Annotated in this window: 19 protein-coding genes; 6 read left to right on the forward strand and 13 right to left on the reverse strand. The window is 38.1% G+C overall.

Features of this window, described 5'->3' with window-relative positions; all coding sequences use genetic code 11:
* Nucleotides 1-84 precede the first annotated feature (84 nt).
* The 3 genes from LJD61_RS17120 to LJD61_RS17130 form a co-directional block, all read right to left on the reverse strand.
* A complete protein-coding gene (locus LJD61_RS17120; protein ID WP_255228775.1) occupies nt 85-2,295 on the reverse strand; it encodes an ABC transporter substrate-binding protein in 2,211 nt (736 codons plus the stop codon).
* A gap of 234 nt (nt 2,296-2,529) precedes the next feature.
* Entirely contained in the window at nt 2,530-2,721 is a 192-nt protein-coding gene (locus LJD61_RS17125) for a CLI_3235 family bacteriocin precursor (protein WP_255228776.1), read from the reverse strand.
* Nucleotides 2,722-2,911: 190 nt separating this feature from the next.
* Nucleotides 2,912-4,645 carry an ABC transporter ATP-binding protein gene (locus tag LJD61_RS17130; RefSeq protein ID WP_255228777.1) on the reverse strand — a complete coding sequence of 578 codons (1,734 nt, stop codon included), beginning with the start codon at nt 4,643-4,645 and terminating at the stop codon, nt 2,912-2,914.
* 610 nt (nt 4,646-5,255) lie between these two features.
* Between LJD61_RS17130 and LJD61_RS17135 the strand changes: the two genes are divergently transcribed.
* Nucleotides 5,256-6,230: an Rpn family recombination-promoting nuclease/putative transposase gene (locus LJD61_RS17135; RefSeq protein ID WP_255228778.1), complete on the forward strand. Its 975-nt coding sequence runs from the start codon at nt 5,256-5,258 to the stop codon at nt 6,228-6,230.
* Between the two features lie 28 nt (nt 6,231-6,258).
* Here LJD61_RS17135 and LJD61_RS20605 read toward each other — a convergent pair whose 3' ends face one another.
* The 5 genes from LJD61_RS20605 to LJD61_RS17160 all read right to left on the reverse strand — a co-directional run bounded on the left by LJD61_RS20605 (nt 6,259) and on the right by LJD61_RS17160 (nt 11,441).
* Entirely contained in the window at nt 6,259-8,403 is a 2,145-nt protein-coding gene (locus LJD61_RS20605) for an extracellular solute-binding protein (RefSeq protein WP_255228779.1), read from the reverse strand.
* Between the two features lie 249 nt (nt 8,404-8,652).
* The gene (locus LJD61_RS17145) at nt 8,653-8,778 is read right to left on the reverse strand and encodes an AgrD family cyclic lactone autoinducer peptide (protein WP_255228780.1); all 126 of its coding nucleotides are present in this window, start codon (nt 8,776-8,778) and stop codon (nt 8,653-8,655) included.
* Nucleotides 8,771-9,352, reverse strand: a complete 582-nt coding sequence (locus tag LJD61_RS17150; RefSeq protein ID WP_255228781.1) for an accessory gene regulator ArgB-like protein — start codon at nt 9,350-9,352, stop codon at nt 8,771-8,773. Before LJD61_RS17150 ends, LJD61_RS17145 begins: the two co-directional genes overlap by 8 nt.
* Before the next feature lie 102 nt (nt 9,353-9,454).
* Nucleotides 9,455-10,720: a GHKL domain-containing protein gene (locus LJD61_RS17155; protein ID WP_255228782.1), complete on the reverse strand. Its 1,266-nt coding sequence runs from the start codon at nt 10,718-10,720 to the stop codon at nt 9,455-9,457.
* On the reverse strand, nt 10,704-11,441 hold the full coding sequence (locus tag LJD61_RS17160) for a LytR/AlgR family response regulator transcription factor (RefSeq protein ID WP_255228783.1): 738 nt from the start codon (nt 11,439-11,441) through the stop codon (nt 10,704-10,706). The genes LJD61_RS17155 and LJD61_RS17160 overlap by 17 nt, the downstream gene beginning before the upstream one ends.
* A 226-nt stretch (nt 11,442-11,667) precedes the next feature.
* Here LJD61_RS17160 and LJD61_RS17165 point away from each other — a divergent pair, with 226 nt between their 5' ends.
* The 3 genes from LJD61_RS17165 (at nt 11,668) to LJD61_RS17175 (ending at nt 15,586) form a co-directional block, all read left to right on the forward strand.
* Complete coding sequence (locus LJD61_RS17165) at nt 11,668-12,276, forward strand: ribonuclease H1 domain-containing protein (protein WP_255228784.1); 609 nt, start codon at nt 11,668-11,670, stop codon at nt 12,274-12,276.
* A gap of 300 nt (nt 12,277-12,576) precedes the next feature.
* A complete protein-coding gene (locus tag LJD61_RS17170; RefSeq protein WP_255228843.1) occupies nt 12,577-14,499 on the forward strand; it encodes a sensor histidine kinase in 1,923 nt (640 codons plus the stop codon).
* Nucleotides 14,480-15,586 (forward strand): response regulator, encoded by a 1,107-nt coding sequence (locus LJD61_RS17175; RefSeq protein ID WP_255228786.1) that lies wholly within the window; start codon nt 14,480-14,482, stop codon nt 15,584-15,586. The genes LJD61_RS17170 and LJD61_RS17175 overlap by 20 nt, the downstream gene beginning before the upstream one ends.
* A gap of 40 nt (nt 15,587-15,626) precedes the next feature.
* On the opposite strand, the gene LJD61_RS17180 is transcribed toward LJD61_RS17175, so the two are convergent.
* From LJD61_RS17180 to LJD61_RS17195, 4 genes are all read right to left on the reverse strand, one after another.
* A complete protein-coding gene (locus LJD61_RS17180) occupies nt 15,627-16,286 on the reverse strand; it encodes a CoA transferase subunit B (protein WP_255228787.1) in 660 nt (219 codons plus the stop codon).
* Nucleotides 16,286-16,939: an acetate CoA-transferase subunit alpha gene (gene atoD / locus LJD61_RS17185; RefSeq protein WP_255228788.1), complete on the reverse strand. Its 654-nt coding sequence runs from the start codon at nt 16,937-16,939 to the stop codon at nt 16,286-16,288. Before atoD ends, LJD61_RS17180 begins: the two co-directional genes overlap by 1 nt.
* A gap of 25 nt (nt 16,940-16,964) precedes the next feature.
* Complete coding sequence (locus tag LJD61_RS17190; RefSeq protein ID WP_255228789.1) at nt 16,965-18,143, reverse strand: acetyl-CoA C-acetyltransferase; 1,179 nt, start codon at nt 18,141-18,143, stop codon at nt 16,965-16,967.
* A gap of 326 nt (nt 18,144-18,469) precedes the next feature.
* A complete protein-coding gene (locus LJD61_RS17195) occupies nt 18,470-20,197 on the reverse strand; it encodes a sigma-54 interaction domain-containing protein (RefSeq protein ID WP_255228790.1) in 1,728 nt (575 codons plus the stop codon).
* A gap of 198 nt (nt 20,198-20,395) precedes the next feature.
* Between LJD61_RS17195 and LJD61_RS17200 the strand changes: the two genes are divergently transcribed.
* Both LJD61_RS17200 and LJD61_RS17205 read left to right on the forward strand, forming a co-directional pair.
* Complete coding sequence (locus LJD61_RS17200) at nt 20,396-20,758, forward strand: BlaI/MecI/CopY family transcriptional regulator (protein ID WP_255228791.1); 363 nt, start codon at nt 20,396-20,398, stop codon at nt 20,756-20,758.
* 2 nt (nt 20,759-20,760) lie between these two features.
* Nucleotides 20,761-22,755, forward strand: coding sequence for a M56 family metallopeptidase (locus LJD61_RS17205; RefSeq protein ID WP_255228792.1), 1,995 nt, complete (start codon nt 20,761-20,763; stop codon nt 22,753-22,755).
* A gap of 129 nt (nt 22,756-22,884) precedes the next feature.
* Here LJD61_RS17205 and LJD61_RS17210 read toward each other — a convergent pair whose 3' ends face one another.
* A complete protein-coding gene (locus tag LJD61_RS17210) occupies nt 22,885-23,337 on the reverse strand; it encodes an Hsp20/alpha crystallin family protein (protein ID WP_255228793.1) in 453 nt (150 codons plus the stop codon).
* Nucleotides 23,338-23,358 lie beyond the last annotated feature (21 nt).

The following is a 23,358-nucleotide window of genomic DNA, read 5'->3' on the forward strand; positions in this document are numbered from 1 at the left end:
CATCATATATATAACAATTTTGTCTAGTATCAAAAGTATGTATAAAGGAATTCTTAATGTCCATTTTCATAACCTCCCCTATAGTTACTCATTCAGATATAATTGCACCTTGTTTTGTATGACCTCAGCTATCTCTTCTACACTTTTATAATTTTTCAAGAAAGGTTCCACCTCAACCCAAATCATATTAAAGAATTCGTCAGCCGGTACAAAAGCATCATTTTTGTTTAAGCTGTTTTTTATTGCAATTATATTATTCATCTCAGACTCAGTAACTCTTTTTATATCGTCATCTTCTTGCTGCTCAAAAAATAGCTTGATTCTTTCTTCTTCAGCTTTTTTATTCATAACAAATTGATATTCACTGAGGAAAAACTGATTATCTTCATTAAGAATATATTTGATAAATTTCCATGCTAAATCTTTATGTTTTGAACCCTCCAATATAGAAGCATTATAGCTCATAAACAGCCTTGTATTCGTCTTTTCCCCTTTTGGCAAAGGTAATATCCTGATGGAATCAAATTTTTGACCCATAGTATTAAAATTCCAATAGCAACCTGTATATTCTGGAATAAATAGTATGCTTTCCATAAATGCATCTCTATCCTTTCCCCCATAAGAGGCCTTTAGCTGAGGATGATAACAATTTTTATCCATAATTTGCTTAAACATATCCAAGAGCTCTGTAAAATCTTTTGTATTAGTCCTTGCCTCTCTTTTATCCCAGTCAATATAATAGTCTATATCTTGAAGTATAATATTTTTAAATAAAATGCGATCATAAAAATAGGATTGAGGAAATGCATAGATTTTCTCATCTTTCTCATTATCATCGGCTTTATCTAATAAATCGCTAAAGTCTTTCCAAGTCCATTGGGTTATATCGATGTTTTTCTCGTTCATAAGCTCCTTATTCCCTATTATAAAGCGGCAAGCATATGACAGGGGCATTATATACAGGCCATCCTTATACATTGAAGCATTAATAATTGTCTCGCAATAATCATCAATATTAAAGCTGCTATCCTTCTCCATAATTTTATGCAAATTGACCAGAATTCCTTTATTCGCATATTCTAAAGCAGGGTAATAGCCCAATAAAATATCGGGACCCTTACTTGCTAAAAGCTCAGAATTCAATTTTTCAATATAATTTTTATGGCCTGTTTCTATATTTATTAAATGATCATACACTTGAAAGTTTATCTTTACATCAGGGTGATCTCTTTCGAACTTTCTGGCAATGTTTAATAAAGCACTGTTGGAATAATTATTATCCGGCCAATAGGCACTTATGGTTATTTCAATTTGCTCTGATGATTCTTTCTTTTCTTCTTCCTTGATATAGCTTGCCAATTCATTTTTCCCTTCATCATTTGCCAGTGTATATACATTCTCACCACTGTCTACAAAAATGCCGTATATGCCGTCAGTTTTTGTAAACTCATTGATGTTTAGCAGTTCAGTTGCTTTGTTGTTTGTCATATCGTATTTCATGATAATACCATTACTAATGCCATATAAGAACTTGGTTTTCGCATTATAATGTATATAATCGGGAGCTCCCGAGTGGCTATACTCCCCTTCCCATATTGTTTTAAGGCTAACAGTATCCATTTTAAGCAGTTGATTTTCTCCCGCTTCTTTTTTGGGGACAGCTATTAGATTATCATTTTCATCTATCCCTATATCTCTATATTCGTCTATACCAAGGGTATTGATGCTTTGCAGTTTGAAATCAAATACCTCAACGGTACTATCGTATTTAAGTACATATATACTTCCTTTGCTGTTCACTTGTATTTTTCTAGCAACTTCGTCTTTTATATCTTCCCAACTACCTTTTTTCTCATTAATTGCATATCTATCCTTCAATTCATTTCCGGCGCTGTCATAGGCTATTAGCTCTGTAACTAATGCATGCACTTGTCCCTTGTCGTCTTTCTTCAAATAATTTTGCAGAGCATAAACATTATCATTTGTATCTATTGCAAAGCATATTTCTCCATTCAAACTCTTCTTTATTTCTTTTATGATTCTGCCCGTATTATCTGCATGTACAATTCCTCCATTATCATCATAGAAAATTATTTCACCCGCACTATTTATACATGCTGAGGAAACACTCTCGATACTCAGCAATTGATTATATATTACTTCCTTGTATGTATAGGCATTTGCTTCTACTGCCTTGTCAACGGAAGCATTTTGGCTTTTGCATCCGGACATGAGTAGTACAGAGATGAGCATTAGAAGAGTAAATATATAGTTTTCCTTAGTTTTAATATTCATGTAGCATCACCTTCAAAATTAATATACTTATCTAATGTTTTATATTGTAGTTATTTAGTCAATTGTTTTATGATTAATAACTACAATATAAAACTTCGTATACAAGTTGTTTCTTCTGACTCAAGTCGGATAAGCTATAGAATAAATCTATAGCTTATCCACTATATTCAACCCTCAAGATAAAGAAATAACATAACTTAATTCTAGTTAAAAAACATAAGATTTAAATATCATCTATTCAACATCCATTAAACTTTCTTGTTTATTTTCATAACTTACATCATATCTAAGATCATCTACATTAGCATCGTAATATACATCTATATCTCCGTTACAAGTGCAACCTCCACAATGGCATCCACAACTGCATGCAAATGCCTCAACGGTATCCTCAACCACCATTTCTCTTTTTCGCAGCTTCTTCATCTGACACACCCCCTTTCTATAACTTTTCTGTTTGCAACAATTTAATGTTCAATAAAATTTAATTGTTATTTGTTTTATCTTGATAATTGATTGAATATCTGAATGTCATTATTTTGAAAAGCGTAATTATTAATATTTATCCTGTTTTACTAATGTCTGACTTTTATGGATGGATAATCATAATAGATATTTATTTATATTCTACCTCTCTCAATATATCAGCATATAAACTGCATCCCCTAATGAGTTCATCATGCTTTCCTACATCCACCACCTTTCCTTTATCCATTACTATGATCTTATCCAATTTATGTAAAACATAGGGTCTGTGTGTTATGAATAATATAGTGTGATTACTAAAGTTGCTCAGTAAATTTTCAATCAGTCTTTCTTCGTGCTTTAAATCAAAGCTGGATGTAGCTTCATCAAGTAATATTATTTTACATTCTTTTGCAAAGGCCCTCGCTAGGGCTATCCTTTGCCTTTCGCCGCCGGAAAGCTTACTGCCTTTGTCTCCAAGCCTTGTATTAGAACCTTCAGGTAAATTATCAATTAATTCATTTGCGAAACTGAGATCCATAGCCTTTTTTATTCGGTCTTCAGAGTGATTATTAAACATGGAAATGTTTTCCTCTATCGTTGCATTAAAAATATACAAATCTTGGTTCACCACAGATATTGTTTTTCTTAAATCATTTATATTAATTCTTCTAATATCCATATCATCTATATAAACATTTCCATTTTGAAAATCATATAGCCTCAAAAGTATGTTAAAAACAGAAGTCTTTCCTGAACCATTCAATCCCACTATTCCTACTTTTTCTCCAGGGTTTATTTCAAAACTCACATTTTTTAATACTTCATTATCTTTTCTATAGGAATGGCTAACATTTTTGAATACAATTTTGCCTTTTATTTCATCCTTTTTTATTCTTATTGAATCTTTTCGAGCATCTTCGCATTCCATATCTAAGAAATCAAATAGTCTCTTTGCCGATAATAGAATTTTTGCCATATCATATCTGATATTAATTAATGATGAAATAGGCATAATCACATTGGTACTGTACGTTGCAAAGGCAAACAAGCCCCCTATAGTAAATGCATCTTTTACAATCATCTTTGAGCCTATAATATATATCATTGAAGCCATTAGCTGCAATAAGATCAGATCACATGCCACTTTTGTTCCGTCTATTATCTGAGATCTAACGCTTGTTTTTATAATACTTCTTTGCAATATCGCAAATTGTCTCATAATAATATTTTCTATGCCCGACAGCTTTATCTCTTTTATCCCCGACATTTTATCTCCATACCATTTTGAGTAATCTCTTGCATATTCCATATATCTTTTATGCAGTTTTTTTCTCAGTCTTGTGAAATAAGCTGTTAATAAATATTTGACAGGTATGATCATTATTATCATTACGGAAAGCTTGTAGCTGATGATAGTCAGCCCTATTAGACCGCCCATTATTTTTAGCAGGCTTAGCAATCTGTGAGCAAAGGATTCATCTGTAATTTGAGAGATACTCGCAATATCCATTTTTGCATTGTTAATTATTTCGGTAAAATTGTTTTCATTAAGATATGATAACTTGAGCTTCATTAGCTTTCGCATAGAAAGACTGGTCCATTTATAAGTATATAGATTATTTATATAAGTTAATTTTTTTGATTGTGCTAGCGATAACAATTGGTCTGCTATAACCAGCAAAAGGCTTACAATAGAATACCTAAGAACATTATGAAAGTTATTTTTTATTAAGCCTTCATCAATCAAGTATTTATTTAATAAGGGCCTCACAAAGCTTATTCCGGAAGAAAGTAACATTATAAATATAATAAAAAGTATTCTTTTTCTAAACGGATACAGAGCTTTTAGGAGTCTTTTAAAAATAGCAATATTTTCTTTCACATAATTCACATCCTAAAATATTAATCTAATATGCAATGAACAAAAACTCCATGACTATATAATATTTCAGGCTTGTTATGAATAAATTTAATAGCATGTTACATTTAATACTTATGAATCCATAGCTTAAATTCAAATATATACATATAGAAACATAAAGTCCATAGCTATATGATAAGAGGTAGCTTTTTAAGGATAAGATGCATTTTTGAAGTATAAAATAACCTTTCTGTCGATATTTTTTCGGCAAAAATATTATCTATCTCTCCATTTTATAATGGATGTTCAAGTTTTCTACTCATTGAGATACAACTCTACCTTGTTTTGTATAACCTTAGCAGTTTCCTCTGCGCTCTTGCCGCCGGAAAGATATATTTTTACTTCTTCCCAGATGGTATTGAATAATTCATCTTGAGGGGCAAAAGAAGAATTATTATTAAAATTTTACACCACTATATAAGACTATACTATATAAGACTATAATGTTTGCTGCCTCTTTCACTTTGAAGTATAGAAATGCATGACCCATCGTTTTGTTTTACTGCTGATTTCATTTACACCTTTTGGAATTATTGATATAATATAATTAACAAAAGAAAGGGGGATGAAATTGGCCAATAATAAGCATGAGCTTTTAAGCCCTTTGAGCGACATAGTATTTAAAGCCTTATTTGGCAGGGAAGAAAAAGATAGCAAGATAATACTCATAGATTTTCTAAATTCTGTACTATCTCTTGAAGGTAATGAAAGGATAACTGAAATAGTCCACTTAAACCCCTTCAACATAAAAGAATACAAAGAGGATAAAGGCTCCATATTTGACATAAAGGTAAAGAATCAAAGGGAAGAAAGAATAAACATAGAAATGCAGATAAACAATGTAGACGATTTTAGGAAAAGAAGCTTATATTACTGGAGCAAGATGTATTCCGAAACCATAAAGGAATCTGAAAACTATACAAATCTAAAGAAGAGCATAGTAATAAACATAATGGATTTCGAAATAATAAAAGAAACAAACAGATACCACACAGAGTATAAGATACTAGAAAAGGAAGAAAAGTTTCCATTACTGGATGATCTGGAAATACACTATATAGAACTTCAAAAATTCCATCCTCAAAAGGATCCGGAAGAAATGGAAGCCATAGAATTATGGCTGAGTTTTATAAAAAAAGCGGGAAAAGAAGAAATAGAAAAACTGGTTGAGAGAAAGGAGGAGCTGAGTATAGCTATGGAAATGCTGAAAAAAATAAGTGCAGATGAAGAATTGAGAGAAAAATATGCAGCCCGTGAGAAAGCCAGACTTGACGCCATATCAAGCCTTAAGTTTGCCGAAATGAAGGGCATGGAAAAAGGCAGAGCGGAGGGTAAGGCTGAAGGTAAAGCTGAAGGTAGAGCTGAAGGCAAAGCAGAGGGCAAAGCAGAATTATTGATAAGACTTCTCAGCAAAAAATTCGGCGTACTGCCTACTTCTTTAGAAGAAAAGATACGAAATATTGCTCTTCCTGTTTTGGATTTGCTGGCAGAAAATATATTTGAGCTCAATTCTATAGAAGAAGTCATAAATTTAATCACAAAATAAGGAAGCCCAATAAAAGGCTTCCCTTTTCTTACTCATTGAGATACAGTTCTACCTTGTTTTGTATAGTCTTAACCGTTTCTTCCAGGCCCTTATCTTCGGAAAGATATGTCTTGATTTCCTCCCAGATGGTATTGAACAATTCATCAGGCACTCTCAATGCTTCATTTTTATTCAGGCTACCATTTATGTCCTTAAACGCCTGCAGGTTGGCATCTGCATCAAAACCACTTTTCTTCATTGGCTCCAATTGGATTTCCAGCACTCTTTCGTTCGCTCTCTTATTCACCGGAATATCATTTTCGCCTATGTAGAATTGAATATCCTCGCTTAAAAGATACTTTATATATTTCCAGGCCTCGTCCTTATATTTTGAATTGCTGTTTATTCCCGCATTATATGCTAAAAATGATTTGCTGCCACCGTATTCAGGTTTAGGCCTTGGAAGAAGTAGAATATCTGAATATGGACTAAGAACATACGTGAATTCATAGCTTCCTGAACGAAAGTCAGGATAGAACAACGTGTTGTTCTGGATAAGCTCTAAGTTCCTTCCGTTTTTAGGGAATGGCTTAGCTTCAGGGTGTTCAAAGTTTCCGCTTCTTATGGCCATAAGAAGCTTCAAGGTTTCTATGAATTCCTTGGAGTCAAACCTGGCTTCCTTATTTCCCCAATCGATATAGTAGTCCATACCATCCTTAATCATCTCTGATAATATAAATTCTTCCGGGTATGTGGGAGCAGCATATATGCCTTTTTGCTTCACTTTTTCCATAATTTCATAGAAGTCTCTCCAAGTCCATTCCATATCTATCGCTATCTTTTTGTCATCCAGTAGCTTCTTATTGCCTATATAGAATTGCTTTGTATATATTATTGGCATTATATATAAGCTGTCCTCATATTTAGAGCCTTCTATAACCGCTTCATTATAGTCTTCTTTATTGAATTCGTTGTCTGCGTTTATCATTTGGTTTAAATCAAGAAATACACCTTTTGTGATATATCCCATGGCAGGGTATATTCCGCATAGTATATCAGGGCCCTTCCCTGTCAAAAGTTCCGTGTTGATTTGCTGCAAGTTGTCATGAGCTTCAAATTTGATTTTTATTTCTGGATGTTTTTCTTCAAATTTTCTTATCACATTTATCATATTTTGATGGATATAATCATCCCTTGGATAATAGGAGTATAATAGTATCTCCTTTTTGTCTATTTCTTCCTGTTCTTTCTTTTCAGTCTTAGCATATGCCAGCAGCTTGCTCTGACTGCCATCCTTTCCAAAGGCATATATTTTTTCTTCTTCATCTACGATGAATCTGTACATGTTTTCCAGACCTGATAATTGAGTGATGTCTGCTATATATCCTTTTATATTCCCCTTGTCGTCATATTTGAATATGCCTTTTTCATTCAACCCATATAGAGTTTTGCCCGCCGCATTGTAGTGTATTGATTTGGCAGCTTCATTGCTGTCATGCTCCTTCTTCCATATGGATCTATGATCTTTGCTCGATATTTTCTCTATGTAGACTTCCGAACCGCTGTCATAGCATAACCCTATTATGCTGTCTTCTTCATCTATGTCTATGTCCAGAAACTTTTTCCCTTGACGAGTGGTGACATTTTTGAGCTTTGTATCCAATACTTCTACTTCTTCGCTTACCTTTAAGCAATATATATTTCCTTTGCTATCTATCTCAATCTTGTCTATGGTTTCTCCCGTAAGGTATTTGCTTTCGCCTTTTATTTCTACTATTCCGCTTTGGCTTTCAATAGCATTACCCTGAGTGTCATATACCTGCAGCTTTCTTTTTAGCAATATATTCTCGTTATTTTCATTTTTTTCACGGTATTGCAGCAGTGCATAAAGCTTGTTGTCCTTGCCAAAGGCCAATACCCCGTCCCAGTTTTCCCCCACTTCGGCTTCTCCGGTTTTACTGCCCTTCTTGTCAAATACGTATATCTTCTTTTCATAGTAATTGTATACTGCTAAGTCTCCATTGTTTCTCATAGCAATGGACGATATTCCTTTTCCTCCATTGACGGAATATATTTCTTTGGCTTCATAGGCGAATTGCTCCTGCTCCTTGTCGGTGCCTTTAGCTGGATTTGTCCCGCAGGCTGCAGTGAATATTAAGCTTATTAACAGTATAAAAAGAATTATCTGTTTCACTTTAACCCTCTCCCAAACTTATAAATTGGCTTTGCACCATCATCATTATATGACTTAATTAAAGTATAACTGAAAGAGGCAAAAATTTACAGTTGTAAGAGATAAAAAGTACACAACCTTGTATATCTTTGATTTACAATAATTGTGTACTTTTCTATACCATCGTTAACACCCACAACTAATTTAATTGAATAATAAAATTAAAACAAAAGATCATGCTTGATGTGCCCTATCTGCCTTGTCCGAGCCTTACTTTACCAAAATTTCCGGCGTCTCTACCTCCTCCAATAATCCCCAAACGCATGCTAATGCAACACTCGTTTGTGCTGCCATAATAGCAAGCACTGCAAGCAACAACGCTAACATTTTACGCATATGAGCTCCGCTCCTTTCCAAATATTTTATATGTTATTGGTAATACCAACAGTGACTCAAAAAACATGCTCACCACCATAACGCCGGATATATCTTCTGGCAAAAGACAGGATGCTGCAAAAATTATTACAACTATTAGAATTGAATCTGCTTTTAAATCTGCTTTGAGCTTATATGATTTGATCGGTTTTTTCCTTGTATCCGATGGAGAATATAATGCAATAATAATAAATGTGATTATAAACAGGGCAATATTATAATTTCTATCCAGATAAGGGGAAAGATAAGCCGGACTATATATTATTATCATAGATGATATTATACAAGCTATTCCTCGTTCTGCATGAATACCTCCGGCAAAAGTTCTCAAAGAACCGAAGCATATATAGGCTATGATAGCATACTTGAGAATCCCCAGCATATAGGCAACAATAAATATTATAGGAATTTTATATGCGTTTATCAAAAAAACTTTTATCCCATATCTGATGGTTTCTATTTTTATGCTGTCCATTTCTTCCATGTGAGCTACAATAAAATCCTCTATTTTTTTAGCTAAAGCATCAATTATCATACTCATCACCTGATTTAAATATAACAGAATAAAATAAAAAGTCCATATGCATAGGACAAGAGGTAGCTTTTTAAGTACAAGATGCATTTTGTCGAAAAAGTATCAGTTGAATTTTTTAATTATCAGCTCCTGGATATAATACTTTTCCTCTATTATAGTGTTATTAAGCATCAAACCATACTTCCTTAATATGCTGTTTACTGTCCTTAATCCTATTCCGCTGCCTTTTTTGCCATGATTGGGGTCATAGGAATTCTTGATGATGGTTATATAATATTGGTCATCTTCAAACATGCAAAGCTCTATATATTTCTCCTTCGTTAATCCTGCCGCCTCTATGGAGTTATCTAAGAATACTCCCAGTATCTCACATAAATCCGATATATTTACTTTAACTCCTCTCAAATCTGTTGTTATTTCTAGATTCAGATTCAGCGACAGTGCCTCTATCCTGCCTAGTTTGGAGGATAAAAGGCTCTTTACCCCAGGGTGGGCTATCTTATATAAAGATGCTATGTTGCTTTTCTCAATACCCCTTTGCCTTTCAATTACACTGCTGAAGTGCTCCTTTAATCCTTCCATATCATTTTCCTCGATAAAGGCTGATGCAGCTTGAATAATATTATATGTATTATGCCTGACCCTTCTATACTCATCTATAAGTTCATCTGCCATATTTATATATACCTTTAGCTGTTTATTTTCCTGCTCATTCACCACTAAATTGCTATAAATCCCATATACTGCCATAGTAAGTATAAAATAAGCTGAGGTTATGAATATGTTCATGAGCATCAATCTCTTACCTATTAACTCGATATATTTGTTGTAAACCAATATATTAAAGGCAGTTACTATGAAGGTCATTAACGCAAAAGCTATATAGGCTGCATTTTTATTTGTTTCATTAACTATTTTTTTCTTATATAATAGGGCTTTTATGAATATTATTTGGACATAAGATAAGTAAGATATTACAAGATTTGTTAACAATACATATATAATATTTGTTTGAAGTATTTTCATTTCATAACCTAGCATCTTAATAAGGATAAAAGCAAGAAGCGAATCGTTTATCAAAGCAACCGTATATATTATGATTGTATAATAAGCAGATTTCAGTATGTCCTTAATCAGTATAAAATAAGTGGTCAATACGATAACAACTACCATCGCTATCATTTTTAATGGCAAGATTACATTATCATTATACCCATAGCTCTTTATCATGGCTGTTAGAAAAGCAGTACAGATGATATAAAAAGCTGCTTTAATTCTATTAAATCTTATACCTGATAAACGTACTATTGATATATAAGACAAAACAGCCATTATAAAACACATAAGGAAGTTAACTTCCAAAAGCATCGATAATCTCCTTTCTATGGTTTCTGGAGAGAGGGCAGCGGTCTCCATTAGACATTATGATATCCATATTATCTATGCCCTGCACTTTGTTGATGTTTACCATATAAGATTTATGGCAGTCCATTATGATATCATTCCCCATACGGGACAGCTTGTCCCGGACATCCTTCAAAGTGCAAATAAAGCTTATCTTTCCTGTTTCTGTATGGATAATTATTTTGTTCTTGATGACCTCCAAATATATTATATCTTCTACATTTACCCTATACTGCCTGCAGCCGGATTTTATGCTTAAGGTATTATTCTTTTGATGATTGTCATCCTCAATAGCCTTCCTCTTTTTCTCAAGTTCACAAATTGACTCCAGACATTGTCTTATATCCTCCGGCTTCAGAGGCTTCACTAAATAATCCATTACACGCAGCTTATATTTATATGTCAAAAAAGCAAATTCCTGGTGAGCTGTGATAAATACTATATAGGAGGAGGCATCCCTATCCCTTATGAGTCTGGCTATGTCAATTCCATTTACAGATGTGTCTAATTCTATATCTATGAGATAAACTGAGGTGGTATCATTATGCTTGATATAATTCAATATTCTATCGGGTTTTGTTTCTGAAAGAACAATCCTGCCTAAATTTAGCTCTTTTATCATGGGTTCAATTACAGTCCTTATGCTTTTGGCCTCCATATCATCACATATGACAAAGTTAAGCAATTATCGCACCCCACATTATTTGCCCTTTAGAAATTTATTGAATATATTAGTAGATATTGGTTAAGAATAGTATACCAGAGCCAATAATACTTCTCAACTTTTTACTAATTACGACATAAAAATACATGACGATTAAAAAAACTGAAATATATTTTTACCCGTTTCCGATTGACAAATGCAGCGGCGTATAGTAGCATTTGACTGACATTATTATTGGAGGTAGCCTATGGCAAAGAAGAAGTATTATGGAGTGAGAAGCGAAGAGATCACAGGGGTGTTTGAAACCTGGGAAGAATGCAAAAGCAGCATTGAAGGAGTCCAGGGTGTAAAATACAAGTCCTTTCCTACCTTTGAGGAAGCCGATGCCTTTGCAAAGGGTATAGATATTTCAGAGATACATATGCAGCTCGCTGCAGAATCGGGCTCGGTAATTGCATATGCAGACGGGAGCTATGATGACAACTTAAAAAGATACTCCTTCGGCTGTGTCATAATAACGCCTCAAGGAGATATTATTTGTGAAAGCGGCAGCAACGATGAACCGGAGGCAGTGGGAAGCAGAAATGTAGCAGGAGAGCTTATGGGCGTCATGTTCGTAATAAAATGGGCATATGGCAAAGGCTTCGATAAGATAATAATAAGGCATGATTATGAAGGAATAGCAAAATGGTTCACAGGCCAATGGAAGGCTAATTCCTATTGTGCAAAAAAATATATTGAATATATGAACAGATATAGAAGTGTTATCAATATCTCTTTTGAAAAGGTTGCAGCCCATTCCGGTGATAAGTATAATGAAATGGCTGATGAATTGGCAAAGAAAGCACTTCATTAAAAATATACCCTAACCTTTTCTCATGTACATAGGAACACAAAATGAAGCATGGTTATTAGAAGAGGCAGTCAGCAGATTTTGCTGCCTGCCTTTGTATTTATATGTCAATATCTCCGGTTTCTTTCGCTAAGCAGCAAAGCAGCTATGGTCATATTCACAGATTTCTTAATCTTGAAAATTTTTTAATCAAGAAGTATAATGTTAAAAAAGTTCAAAAGAGATCAATACGGAATATACCAGAGCAAAAGATACTGCGGCTGAATAGAGCTTTACAGGCGGGTGGTAATCAGTTTGAAGGTCGTGAAAAATCTAAAGCATCAAATAATTCATGGAGGATTAGGTCAAATTTTTAGTTATCCCTTGAAGATTATATCTGCAGACGTTGCTTGGAAAAGACTCGCGCGAACGGTCTTGCCAGTTATGTTCGCTCTGCTCGTCATAGAAGGGCTTATTTGCTATTTCCGCTTTACGGAAGCACAAACACCCTCCGTAAAATATGGAGTATTAGATCTTGGGGAATGGAATATGGACAAGGTGTTTGAAATTGCCGGTGAATGGGAGTTTTATTGGGACGATCTGCTGACCCATCAAGAAATCAAGGAAGGCAGCCAAGTTCCTATGTTCGTTAATGCACCAGATAAATGGAATCACTACGAGATTAACGGCAGCAGCCTGCCGGGAAAGGGTAGGGCAACTTACCGCATCCATGTGACAGGAGCGAAAGCAGGCATAAGACACGGACTGCGCATCCAGAGCATGGCTACTGCCTATAGATTATATATAAACGGTGCTCTCGTAGCACAAAATGGCAGCTTCGGGGATACGGAATTTGCTCCAGCCTATGCCTATCGCCCCCAGCTTGGAGAGATTATTCCCAACAATAACAATTTTGATCTTGTTTTGCAGGTCAGCAACAATATCTATGCGATAGGGGGAATGTGGGAGCCTATCATATTCGGGACTTACGAAAAGGTCTCAGCATTCGACAGGCGGATTTCCATTGTGGGAGCGTCTGCTATGACTAGTCTTATTATAACATGCCTTTTTTTCCTTATCTTCTTTGCAGCACAGCACAAGGAAAAGGATATGCTCATCCTTTCGAGTATCAGCATCTTGGTTTTACTGAGGTTTTTGACAATCGGCGATGCGGCGCTCATAGCGCTTCTCCCCAGAACGGCCATTGGGAGCGTGGGCCGCCTAGAATTCATGACATCGCCTTGGACACAGTTTTTGCTGCTGTATTTCGTATATTGTGCTTATATAAATCTTGTGCCCAAGTGGCAGGTAATTACTTTGCTTGCCTACTCTATCGGCTTGTCACTGTTCATTTTGCTGTTTCCCTTTGATATCGTTACATCTGCCTATATGATGATTAATTATAATCTGTTATTGGTAATTGCAATAATCACAATTCATTATACACGTGCAGCGTGGCAGGGGCGAGAGGGCGCACCCCTGCTGCTTGGAGCGCTTTGCCTTATTCTTCTTTTGGTCTTCTACGAGCTGTTTTTCGAAGATATATCAACAGGCTATTATCTATTGACAAATTTGCACTTTGAATATATGGCTTTTGTTTTTGCACAAGTAGCCGTCGTGGCGCTGCGCTACCGCCGGGCACAGGAGCTGGAAATAGCACATTTGAAGGAGCAGATACGGCCACATTTTATTCATAATTCCCTAACCTCCATCATCTCCATCTCCCGCACCGAACCGGACCGCGCACGGGAGCTACTGGTGGATTTCAGCAGCTATCTTCGAGGCTTTTATGATTACGATCAGGACGAGCAGGTCTGCTTTTCGCAGGAGCTGGAGCTAGTGCACGCCTATATTGCACTGGAGCAGGCCCGCTTCGGCGAAAAATTCCGGGTGGAATACTGTATCGAAGCAGAGGATTTTCTTCTCCCATCACTGGTCTTACAACCGTTGGTAGAGAATGCCTTTGTTCACGGGTTGCGCGAAAAGGATAACGGCGGCACGGTCACGATCTATGCCAGAAGAATGAAAAATGCCAAAGTATGCGTTGGTGTCCGCGATGATGGTATTGGCTTCTCCATAAAATCCATACCGTCACGCCGAGGCGTTGGCATCGAGAACATCAATCGCCGTCTGTCCAGACTTTACCGCACTTCTCTTGTTTACCTTGCTCCTGAGGGCGGCGGATGCGAGGTCTATTTTGAAATCCCTTATAAGGAGACGATCAAGTATGAAGACTTGGCTTATTGACGATGAGCAGCCTTGCCTGGATGAATTGGCTTGGATGCTGGAACAATACCCTGATTTAAAGCTTATGGGCATGGACACCGACCCGGTAAAAGCTCTCGCTTCCATCGCGAAGCACTCACCGGATGCGGTATTTCTGGACATCGATATGCCAAAGATCGATGGCCTTGAACTGGCACTGCGTATACAGGAGCAGTGCTCCGGCGTCATTGTGATATTCGTCACGGCTCATGCCCAATACGCATTGGATGCTTTCAAGACGCATCCGCTGGACTTTTTATTGAAGCCTGTTAGGCGTGCAAGACTGGACGACTGTGTTGCTCACCTGCGTAAACATTACGCATTGCTGCATCCTGGAAGAACGATACAGTATTCACCTACGCTCCGCTGCTTCGGCGTTTTTGAACTTATCTGTGAAAATGAGGTCAAATGGGGTACTCGCAGAGTAAGAGAGCTGTTTCTTTATCTGATCGGACGGAACGGCTCGCCTGCTTCAAAGCAGGAGCTGCTAGACGCTCTGTTTGGCGGCCAGAGTGACAAAAGCACAGTACACAACCTATACATGACTATTTACCGGCTCAAAAGCCTGCTGTATACCTTAGACTCTGAACGCAAACTGATTCGCTTGACTGAGGACAACAGACTCAACATTGCACCGGGTGTCTGCGATTTTACGGACTTTATGCGCTTTGGACAGGAAAACGCCATCATAACCGGAGAAAACGCAGCGGAAGCGGCACACATGCTCGGCCTTTGCCGGGGACCATATCTAGAGAAGGAGAGCTTCGAGTGGACAGGAGAGGTCGCTAATGAAATTGAAACCGAATACGAACGCATCTCCTTAGGGCTCGGCAGCTACTATATCTCTAAAGGCTGCTTGCAGGAGGCAGAGCACATTATTGAATCGCTGCTGCTGCGCAATGAGCTGTGTGAGGAAGCCCACACTCTACTATTGGATTTAACTTTGAGGTTGGGTAACCGCGACGCCTATCTTAGGTACTATGAGCAATATGCCCGCATGCTAAAAAAAGAACTGCGCCTGCAACCAGCCGCTCGCTACCGCGAGCAATACTACCGCCTGAAACATTAAAAAATACCCCGGCTATGCCGGGGCATTTTCTCGTCTGGACCTATATTTCCATCTTTTTTAAATCCTCAGAAATAATTAATTTTGCCTCAGTTGCATTCTGAACTTCTTCAACAGTAAATTCAGGGTTTATCTCTTTTAGAACAAGCCCTTTGTCTGTAACCTCCATTACTCCCATCTCTGTTATGATCAGATCAACACATTTCACCGCTGTCAGAGGCAATTTACATCCTTTAAGTATCTTATGGCTTCCCTTTGCCGTATGATTCATGGCAACGATTACTTTCTTTGCCCCCGTAACGAGATCCATGGCTCCGCCCATTCCCGGAACCATTTTGCCGGGCACCATCCAGTTTGCAAGATTGCCCTTTTCGTCTACCTCAAGAGCTCCCAGTACCGTAACGTCTACATGTCCGCCTCTTATTATGAGGAAGGAATCCGCGCTGTCAAAAAATGTTCCTCCGGGATTTATAGTTGCATATTGTGCTCCCGCATTTACCAGATCCGGATCTTCCTCTCCTTCTTTAGGTGCAGGCCCCATTCCGACAAATCCATTTTCCGACTGAAGTGTTATTTCAATGCCTTCGGGAATAAAATTGGCAACAAGGGTGGGAAGCCCAATTCCAAGGTTTACTACATCGCCGTCTTTTAATTCTTTCGCTACTCTTCTTGCAATAAATTCCTTTTCCATGTTTTTATCCATCACTTATTACCCCCTACTACATAATCTACAAATAATCCCGGAGTCATAACATCATCCGGATCGATCTCGCCGACTTCAACTATCTCATCTGCTTCAACAATTACCAAATCAGCGGCTGCAGCCATCAATGGATTGAAATTTCTTGTAGCTTTTCTATATCTTATATTGCCCTTTTTATCTACCTTTGCTCCAACTATAAGCGCCACATCAGCCTTAAGAGGTTTTTCCAGCAAATATTCTTTCCCATCAACTTCAATTATTGTCTTTCCCTCTGCTACTACTGTTCCGAGCCCTGTCGGCGTTAATATCCCGCCCAGGCCTGCGCCGGCTGCCCTGATCCGCTCTGCTAAAGTCCCCTGGGGTACCAATTCGACCTCCAGTTCACCTGCATTCATTTGATTCCCGGTTTCCTTATTGGTCCCTATATGGGATGCTATCAATTTTTTGACCTGTTTATTTACAATAAGCTTTCCTATGCCAATATCGGGAAAAGCAGTATCATTTGCAATCAGCGTTATATCTTTAACCCCTTTTTCAACTATCGCATCAACAATTCTAAAAGGATTTTTGCATCCTAAAAAACCGCCGACCATTATTGTCATGCCATCATGGATCATATTTACAGCATCATCTATAGAAATCAACTTATTCATTATATATACCTCCTCATATTGCTATTTATCTCTTAACTATTATTGATGTCCCCTGGCCGCCTCCAATGCATAAGGTTGCAAGGCCGGTTTTTGCATCCCTCTTTATCATCTCATGGATCAATGTAACAAGTATTCTGGTTCCTGAGCATCCTATGGGATGGCCTAAAGCTATGGCGCCGCCATTCACATTTGTTTTCTCAGGGTCTAATCCCAAATCCTTTACAACTGACAGGGATTGAGCTGCAAAAGCTTCATTAGCTTCGACCAGGTCGATATCTTTAATAGTCATCTTAGCTTTAGCCAAAGCCTTCTTTGATGCAGGTACGGGGCCATATCCCATGATCTTAGGATCTACTCCGGCTGAGGCAAAAGATACTATAGAGACCAGTGGTTTTACGCCTAATTCATCTGCCTTTTCCTTTGACATCAGCACCACTGCTGCAGCACCGTCGTTTATTCCTGATGCATTGCCCGCAGTGACTGTTCCATCCTTTTTGAATGCTGGTTTAAGCTTTGATAAGCCTTCAATAGTGGAGCCAAAGCGCGGATGCTCATCCGTATCCACTACTACCGGATCACCCTTTCGCTGGGGAATTGCTACCGGCACTATTTCATCCTTAAATCTTCCGCTCTTTATGGCTTTTTCTGCCCTTAACTGGCTCTCCAATGCAAATTTATCTTGTTCTTCTCTTGTGATATTCCATTGCTCTGCAATATTCTCTGCAGTAATTCCCATATGATAATTATTGAAAATATCCGTCAAGCCGTCATGGACCATATAGTCCACAATCGTGCCGTCACCCATTCTATGCCCCCATCTTGCCTTAGGCATCAGGTATGGCGCCATGCTCATATTTTCGGTGCCGCCGGCAAGCACTACCTCTGCTTCTCCCAGCATTATTGCTTGAGCAGCTAAGCTCACTGTCTTTAAACCCGAGCCGCAGACCTTATTTATAGTCATGGATGGCACTTCTACGGGGATACCTGCCTCAATAGCTACCTGTCTTGCCACATTCTGGCCTAGCCCGGCCTGAAGCACATTGCCGAATATTACCTCATCAATCATTTCAGGCTTTACATTTGCCCTGGACATAGCTTCTTTTGCAGCAACCGCGCCAAGAATGATAGGGGAAACCTCCTTAAGACTCCCGCCAAATGTTCCTATAGGCGTCCTCACAGCACTGACGATAACAACCTCTCTCATCGATTTTCCTCCTTTTATTTTATAGTGTTATTTCTTGTTTTGCCCCTCCAATATTTGAAATCAATAATTTCGTAGATTAAATAATGCAAATAGCATACCAATTATCAGCTTATAACACGGTTCTCAAAAGCTTGTGTTCCCAACGGTTTGCCTATAGCATAAAGAGCAGAGATAAATGAAGAATAAAAAAGTGTAGAAATATTTCTACACTTTTCCTATTGTTCGAACTCTATTTTTACCATACATGTTAGAGGGGCATCACTTTAAGATGGTGTAGCAAAATTTCTACACAAATACTTATTGTATATAATTCGCTACACTAACATTCAAAGTCTATCCGTATTGGGAATGCTTTTAACGTTAATGCCGTAATTATCCATCTTTTTATACAAAGCTGTCCTATGTATCCCCAGATACTTAGCCGCATCAGTTCTATTTCCATTCGTCAGCCTCAGCGCTTCCATTATTGCATTTATCTCCGTTTCCGCTACCTTAGCCTTTAAAAGGCATGCCTTTTCGTTATAATCATCCCCACGGAATCTGTTAGTTATATAATCAGGCAAGTGTTCAGGATTGATAGTATTGCCGAAAGAAATATTTGCGGCCCTCTCCAGCACATTTCTTAATTCACGCACATTTCCGGGCCAGTCATATAGCCTTAATACCAGATTCGCCTTATCCGTAATCGTTTTATAAGGAAAACCCATCTTTTGCACCAGTTCATTTAAAATATATTCGGACAATATGCGTATATCATCCAATCTATTCCTTAAAGGAGGAATATCTATTTCGACTACATTCAATCTATAAAATAAGTCCTGTCTGAATCGTCCTTCTCTTACTGCTCCCTCCAGATTTTCATTGGTGGAAGCTATTATTCTTACATCGGCCTTTATCCTGGTATTGCCTCCTATCCTTTCAAATTCTCTCTCCTCCAATACCCTCAAAAGCTTTGACTGCATGCTGTATGGCATTGAAGAAATTTCATCTAAAAGGATAGTGCCGCCATTGGCAAGCTCAAATTTGCCCAGCTTGCCCTCTTTTTTTGCCCCCGTAAAGGCGCCGCCTTCATAGCCAAAAAGCTCTGATTCCAATAACTCATGAGGTATTGCTGCGCAATTTATTCTTATGAAAGGTTCGTATTTCCGCAGGCTTGCATTGTGTATGGCATGTGCAAAATATTCTTTGCCTGTCCCGCTCTCGCCCCGAATCATTATAGTAGAGTTCAACTCAGCGGCTTTTCTTGCAATCTCCTTCAGCTTAAGCATTTTCTCGTTTTGTGTTATTATATCATCAAAAGAATACCGGGCCCGGTACATTTTGCTTATTTCCCCTTTATATTTTCCAACGGTATTCTCAAGCACCTCCAGCTTTTTTGCCAGGGTCTTGACTTCTTCTATATCCCTGAACAGTACGGTGCCTAAAGCGCCGATGGTCTTTCCATCCTTTATCACGGGAATCCTGCTGGCTATCATATTGTGGCCTTGTATTCTCTGGATATCGCAGAGTTCTTTTTTCCCGGTCTTTACAACTATATGAAGCCTTGTGTTTTCAATAACTTTTTCTACAGGCTTTCCCAATGCATCACGTTCTTTTATTCCCAGCAGCTTTTCATAATTCCATTTAAGTATGCGGCCATCTTCATCGACCAATACCATACCTTGATATGCATTATCCAGGATATCCTTCATTACATCCAAACTATGCTTAAGTTCATTGATTTGGGAGATTGAATCTTCTATGTCTTCCCTGTCTTTGAAAATCAACATGGAGTATTCATATTGCTCAGATGCTTTCATTACCAGCTTCTCGACTTTTATTTTTCTATCCTTGACATATATGTTTCTATCGACATTGCCGCTGCTGCTTAATATTTCATCAAGGCAATATCCGTCTAATTTCTGAAGAATATTGGGAACTTCTTCTTTCTTTATATCAAATATTTCCATGAATTTATTATTGGCAATTATTCTGCTTTCAGAATCAAGGATCAAGATTCCTTCGGATAAACGATCGATAAGGGTACAAATGTTGCTGTAATAATTTCTGCTCATTTGTAATCACCTGCCACTTATTTTTACATCTTTTACTTATTATTTTATCATAAAAAAGTTTTTTATGTTTTATTATTTGATGGCTTGATTTTAGCGATAAAAATATACTGCAGCCTTTTATTCTCTTGACAATTCTGGTTTATAGTTATAAACTCATGATAAGGTTTATAACTATAAACCAAGATGGGAGATATATAAATGGAGAACTTGAAGCTTTGTGAAAGCGACTACCGATTTATGCTGGTGGTATGGGAAAATGAGCCGGTAGCCTCGGGGGATCTTGTAACGCTGTGCGCCGAAAAACTTGGATGGAAAAAGCCTACCACTTATACCGTGCTGCGAAAAATGTGTGAGAAAGGACTCCTGAAAAATGAAAATACTATAGTGAGCTCTATCGTTTCCAAAGAACAGGTGCAGGCTTTTGAAAGCGAAAACTTTGTCGAAAGGGCTTTTGAAGGCTCATTGCCGCAATTTCTCACCTCATTCCTCGGCGGCAAAATCATCTCGGAAAAAGAAGCCGACGAACTCAAGCGTCTGATCGACGCACACAGGGAGGAATAAATTTGGAAGCGTTGTTTTTAAAGATATTGAACATGAGTATTACGGCAGGTTATGTCATCTTTGCGCTGCTTTTCATCCGATTGCTTCTGAAAGGAGCTCCGAAAAAATATTCTTACCTGCTGTGGTCTGTCGTGCTTTTTCGCCTGATTTGTCCAGTATCCTTTTCCTCCATATTCAGCATTTTTCAAACGGAGCCCTTTGATATGACCATGGCCCAGAGCGGCGGCGCAGCGGCACTCACATATGTTCCTGCGGACATAGGATACATGAATGCTCCGAGGGTGACGGTAGGCATTCCATCTATGAATTCCGTTATCAGTGAAAGTCTGCCGGCGGCTACTCCATATGCCAGCGTCAATCCTATGCAGATATGGATACTGCTCGGCACGATTCTTTGGTGCATAGGAATCGCCGCACTCCTTGTCTACAACATTGTTACCTATATCCGTCTGAAGCACCGTATGGCAACTGCTGTCTGCCTGAAAGGCAATGTCTGTGAATCCGACAAAACCCGTTCGCCCTTCATTCTCGGATTCTTCAAGCCCTTAATTTATATCCCTTTCGGTTTGGGCCAACAAGAGCGCGGGTACATTATCCAGCATGAAGAAGTTCATCTAAGGAGGAAAGACCACTGGATCAAGTTGCTGAGTCTGTGCGTACTGGCCGTGCATTGGTTCAATCCCCTTGTCTGGCTTGCTTATGCGTTGATGACTAAAGATATGGAGATGAGCTGCGATGAAAAGGTGCTGTCAGAGTCCAACGTTAATATTATTCACGAATACAGCATGTCGCTGCTTTCATTCGCTGCAAACCGGCGATTTCCGGCAGCAAGCCCCCTTGCGTTTGGAGAAGCCGGTGTCAGGGAGCGTATAAAAAACGTTCTGCAGTTTAAAAAGCCGCCAAGGCGGGTAGTCATTTTTGCCGTTATTATATGTATTACATCCGTTGCTGCCTGTGCGGCAAACCCGAAGCAGCTCAGAGAGACGAAGGAAAGCAGCGTAAAAGGTCAAATGCAAAGGGAAGGCATAAAGGAAGAACAGCTTCCATATGGAAATTATGCTTTTGAAAGGCAGATCTATATGAATCCGCTTAGTTCCTTTATTGCTTCCAACGATTATAAGGAATATTATACGCTTGATGAAAATTCTCTCACTGTTATAGATGAAGCCGGCAGTCAGCGGAAATTTGCAATTGCCTATAAAAAGACCCAGGTGGATGAGCAGGAATTCAAAACTAATTTTCTTATTGAGGGATTCAACATTCCCGATATTTCTTCTTATAAGGAGTGTTATCAGTTGACAGATGATTCCGGCTCTTCCGGATATCGGATTTACCAGATGGATGAAGAATTCTGGCTGGTGCGTCTGCGTAGAGGAGATGCCTCCGATCAGAAAAAGAGCGATTACATCTGGAGTATTTATAAAATTGCAGGCAATTACGGAGAAACCCCTCTAAAAGCTTCTATCAGCGGGTACCAGAATGGCGTTGGAGAGTTCTTATTGCTGCAGGGAAATTTCCAGTCAGGGTATGATGCCGACACATGCTATAACATCACGCCGGAAAATATCAAACAAAAATCCGATTATCAGGTTTTCAAATATAATGCCTCTTCTGCTTCCTTTTTGTTATACGAGGGCAATATTCATCCTCTCGGAGAATGGTTCGGCGGACTGGGTGTAACCAGCATGGCCCTTGCCGATCTGGATGGTGATGGGAAGCAGGAATTGTATTTTACCTATTCATGGGGGTCCGGCATTCACAGATCCCATGCAGCGTATTTTGACCCGACCGACAAGCAGATCATCAAATTTGAATATATGCATTTGAACGAAGATATGATGATTGCAGTGAACAGCGACGGCGAGCCGTCACTTTATACCGCAGTCATATCCGACCTTAAAGATTTTGTAAACTTTGATATTAAGAAAGCGAATTATATTTCAGATATTGTTTATCAAGATGGTAAAATTTTATTAAGCCAAGCATCAAAAGAATGACATGGGCACAATACCGGCAATTACGGTCGGGATTATGCTTTTTTACCTGCAAAGAAAAGAAGTCACAAATTCATGTGACCTCTTTTTTTTGTTATCGTTTTGGGTATAATTCAATAAGCTGCCCTATAACTATCTTATTTCTATTTTGTTTTTCTTATTCATGCCGGGCTCCTTCTTGGGGAGTACCATTGACAAAACTCCATTTTCGAATTTTGCAGAGATTTGATCTTCCAATACATTTTCAACATAAAAGCTTCTGCAGAAGCTGCCGCTTCTTCTTTCTCTTCTGATGTAATTTTCTTTTTCTTCATTGATTTCTTCATTTCTTTCCACAGATATGGTCAGCCTGTCATTATTAAGCTCTACATTGATCTCTTCCTTTTTGATCCCTGGCAAATCAGCCTCTACAATGTATTCCTTCTCATTCTCCTTCACATCTACTCTCATTTGAGTATCCCCTGCGAAAAATGCAGGCATAAAGGAGTCATTGAAGAAATTGTCAAACAAGCTGTCTATGTTGAAAACATCATTTGGCCTGTTAGCCAGACCTTTATTTCTTCTGCCATATGGAACTAAAAACATATACAACACCTCCGTGATCTA

Source organism: Lutispora saccharofermentans, assembly GCF_024363565.1.
In the GTDB taxonomy this organism is placed as follows: Bacteria; Bacillota; Clostridia; order Lutisporales; family Lutisporaceae; genus Lutispora; species Lutispora saccharofermentans.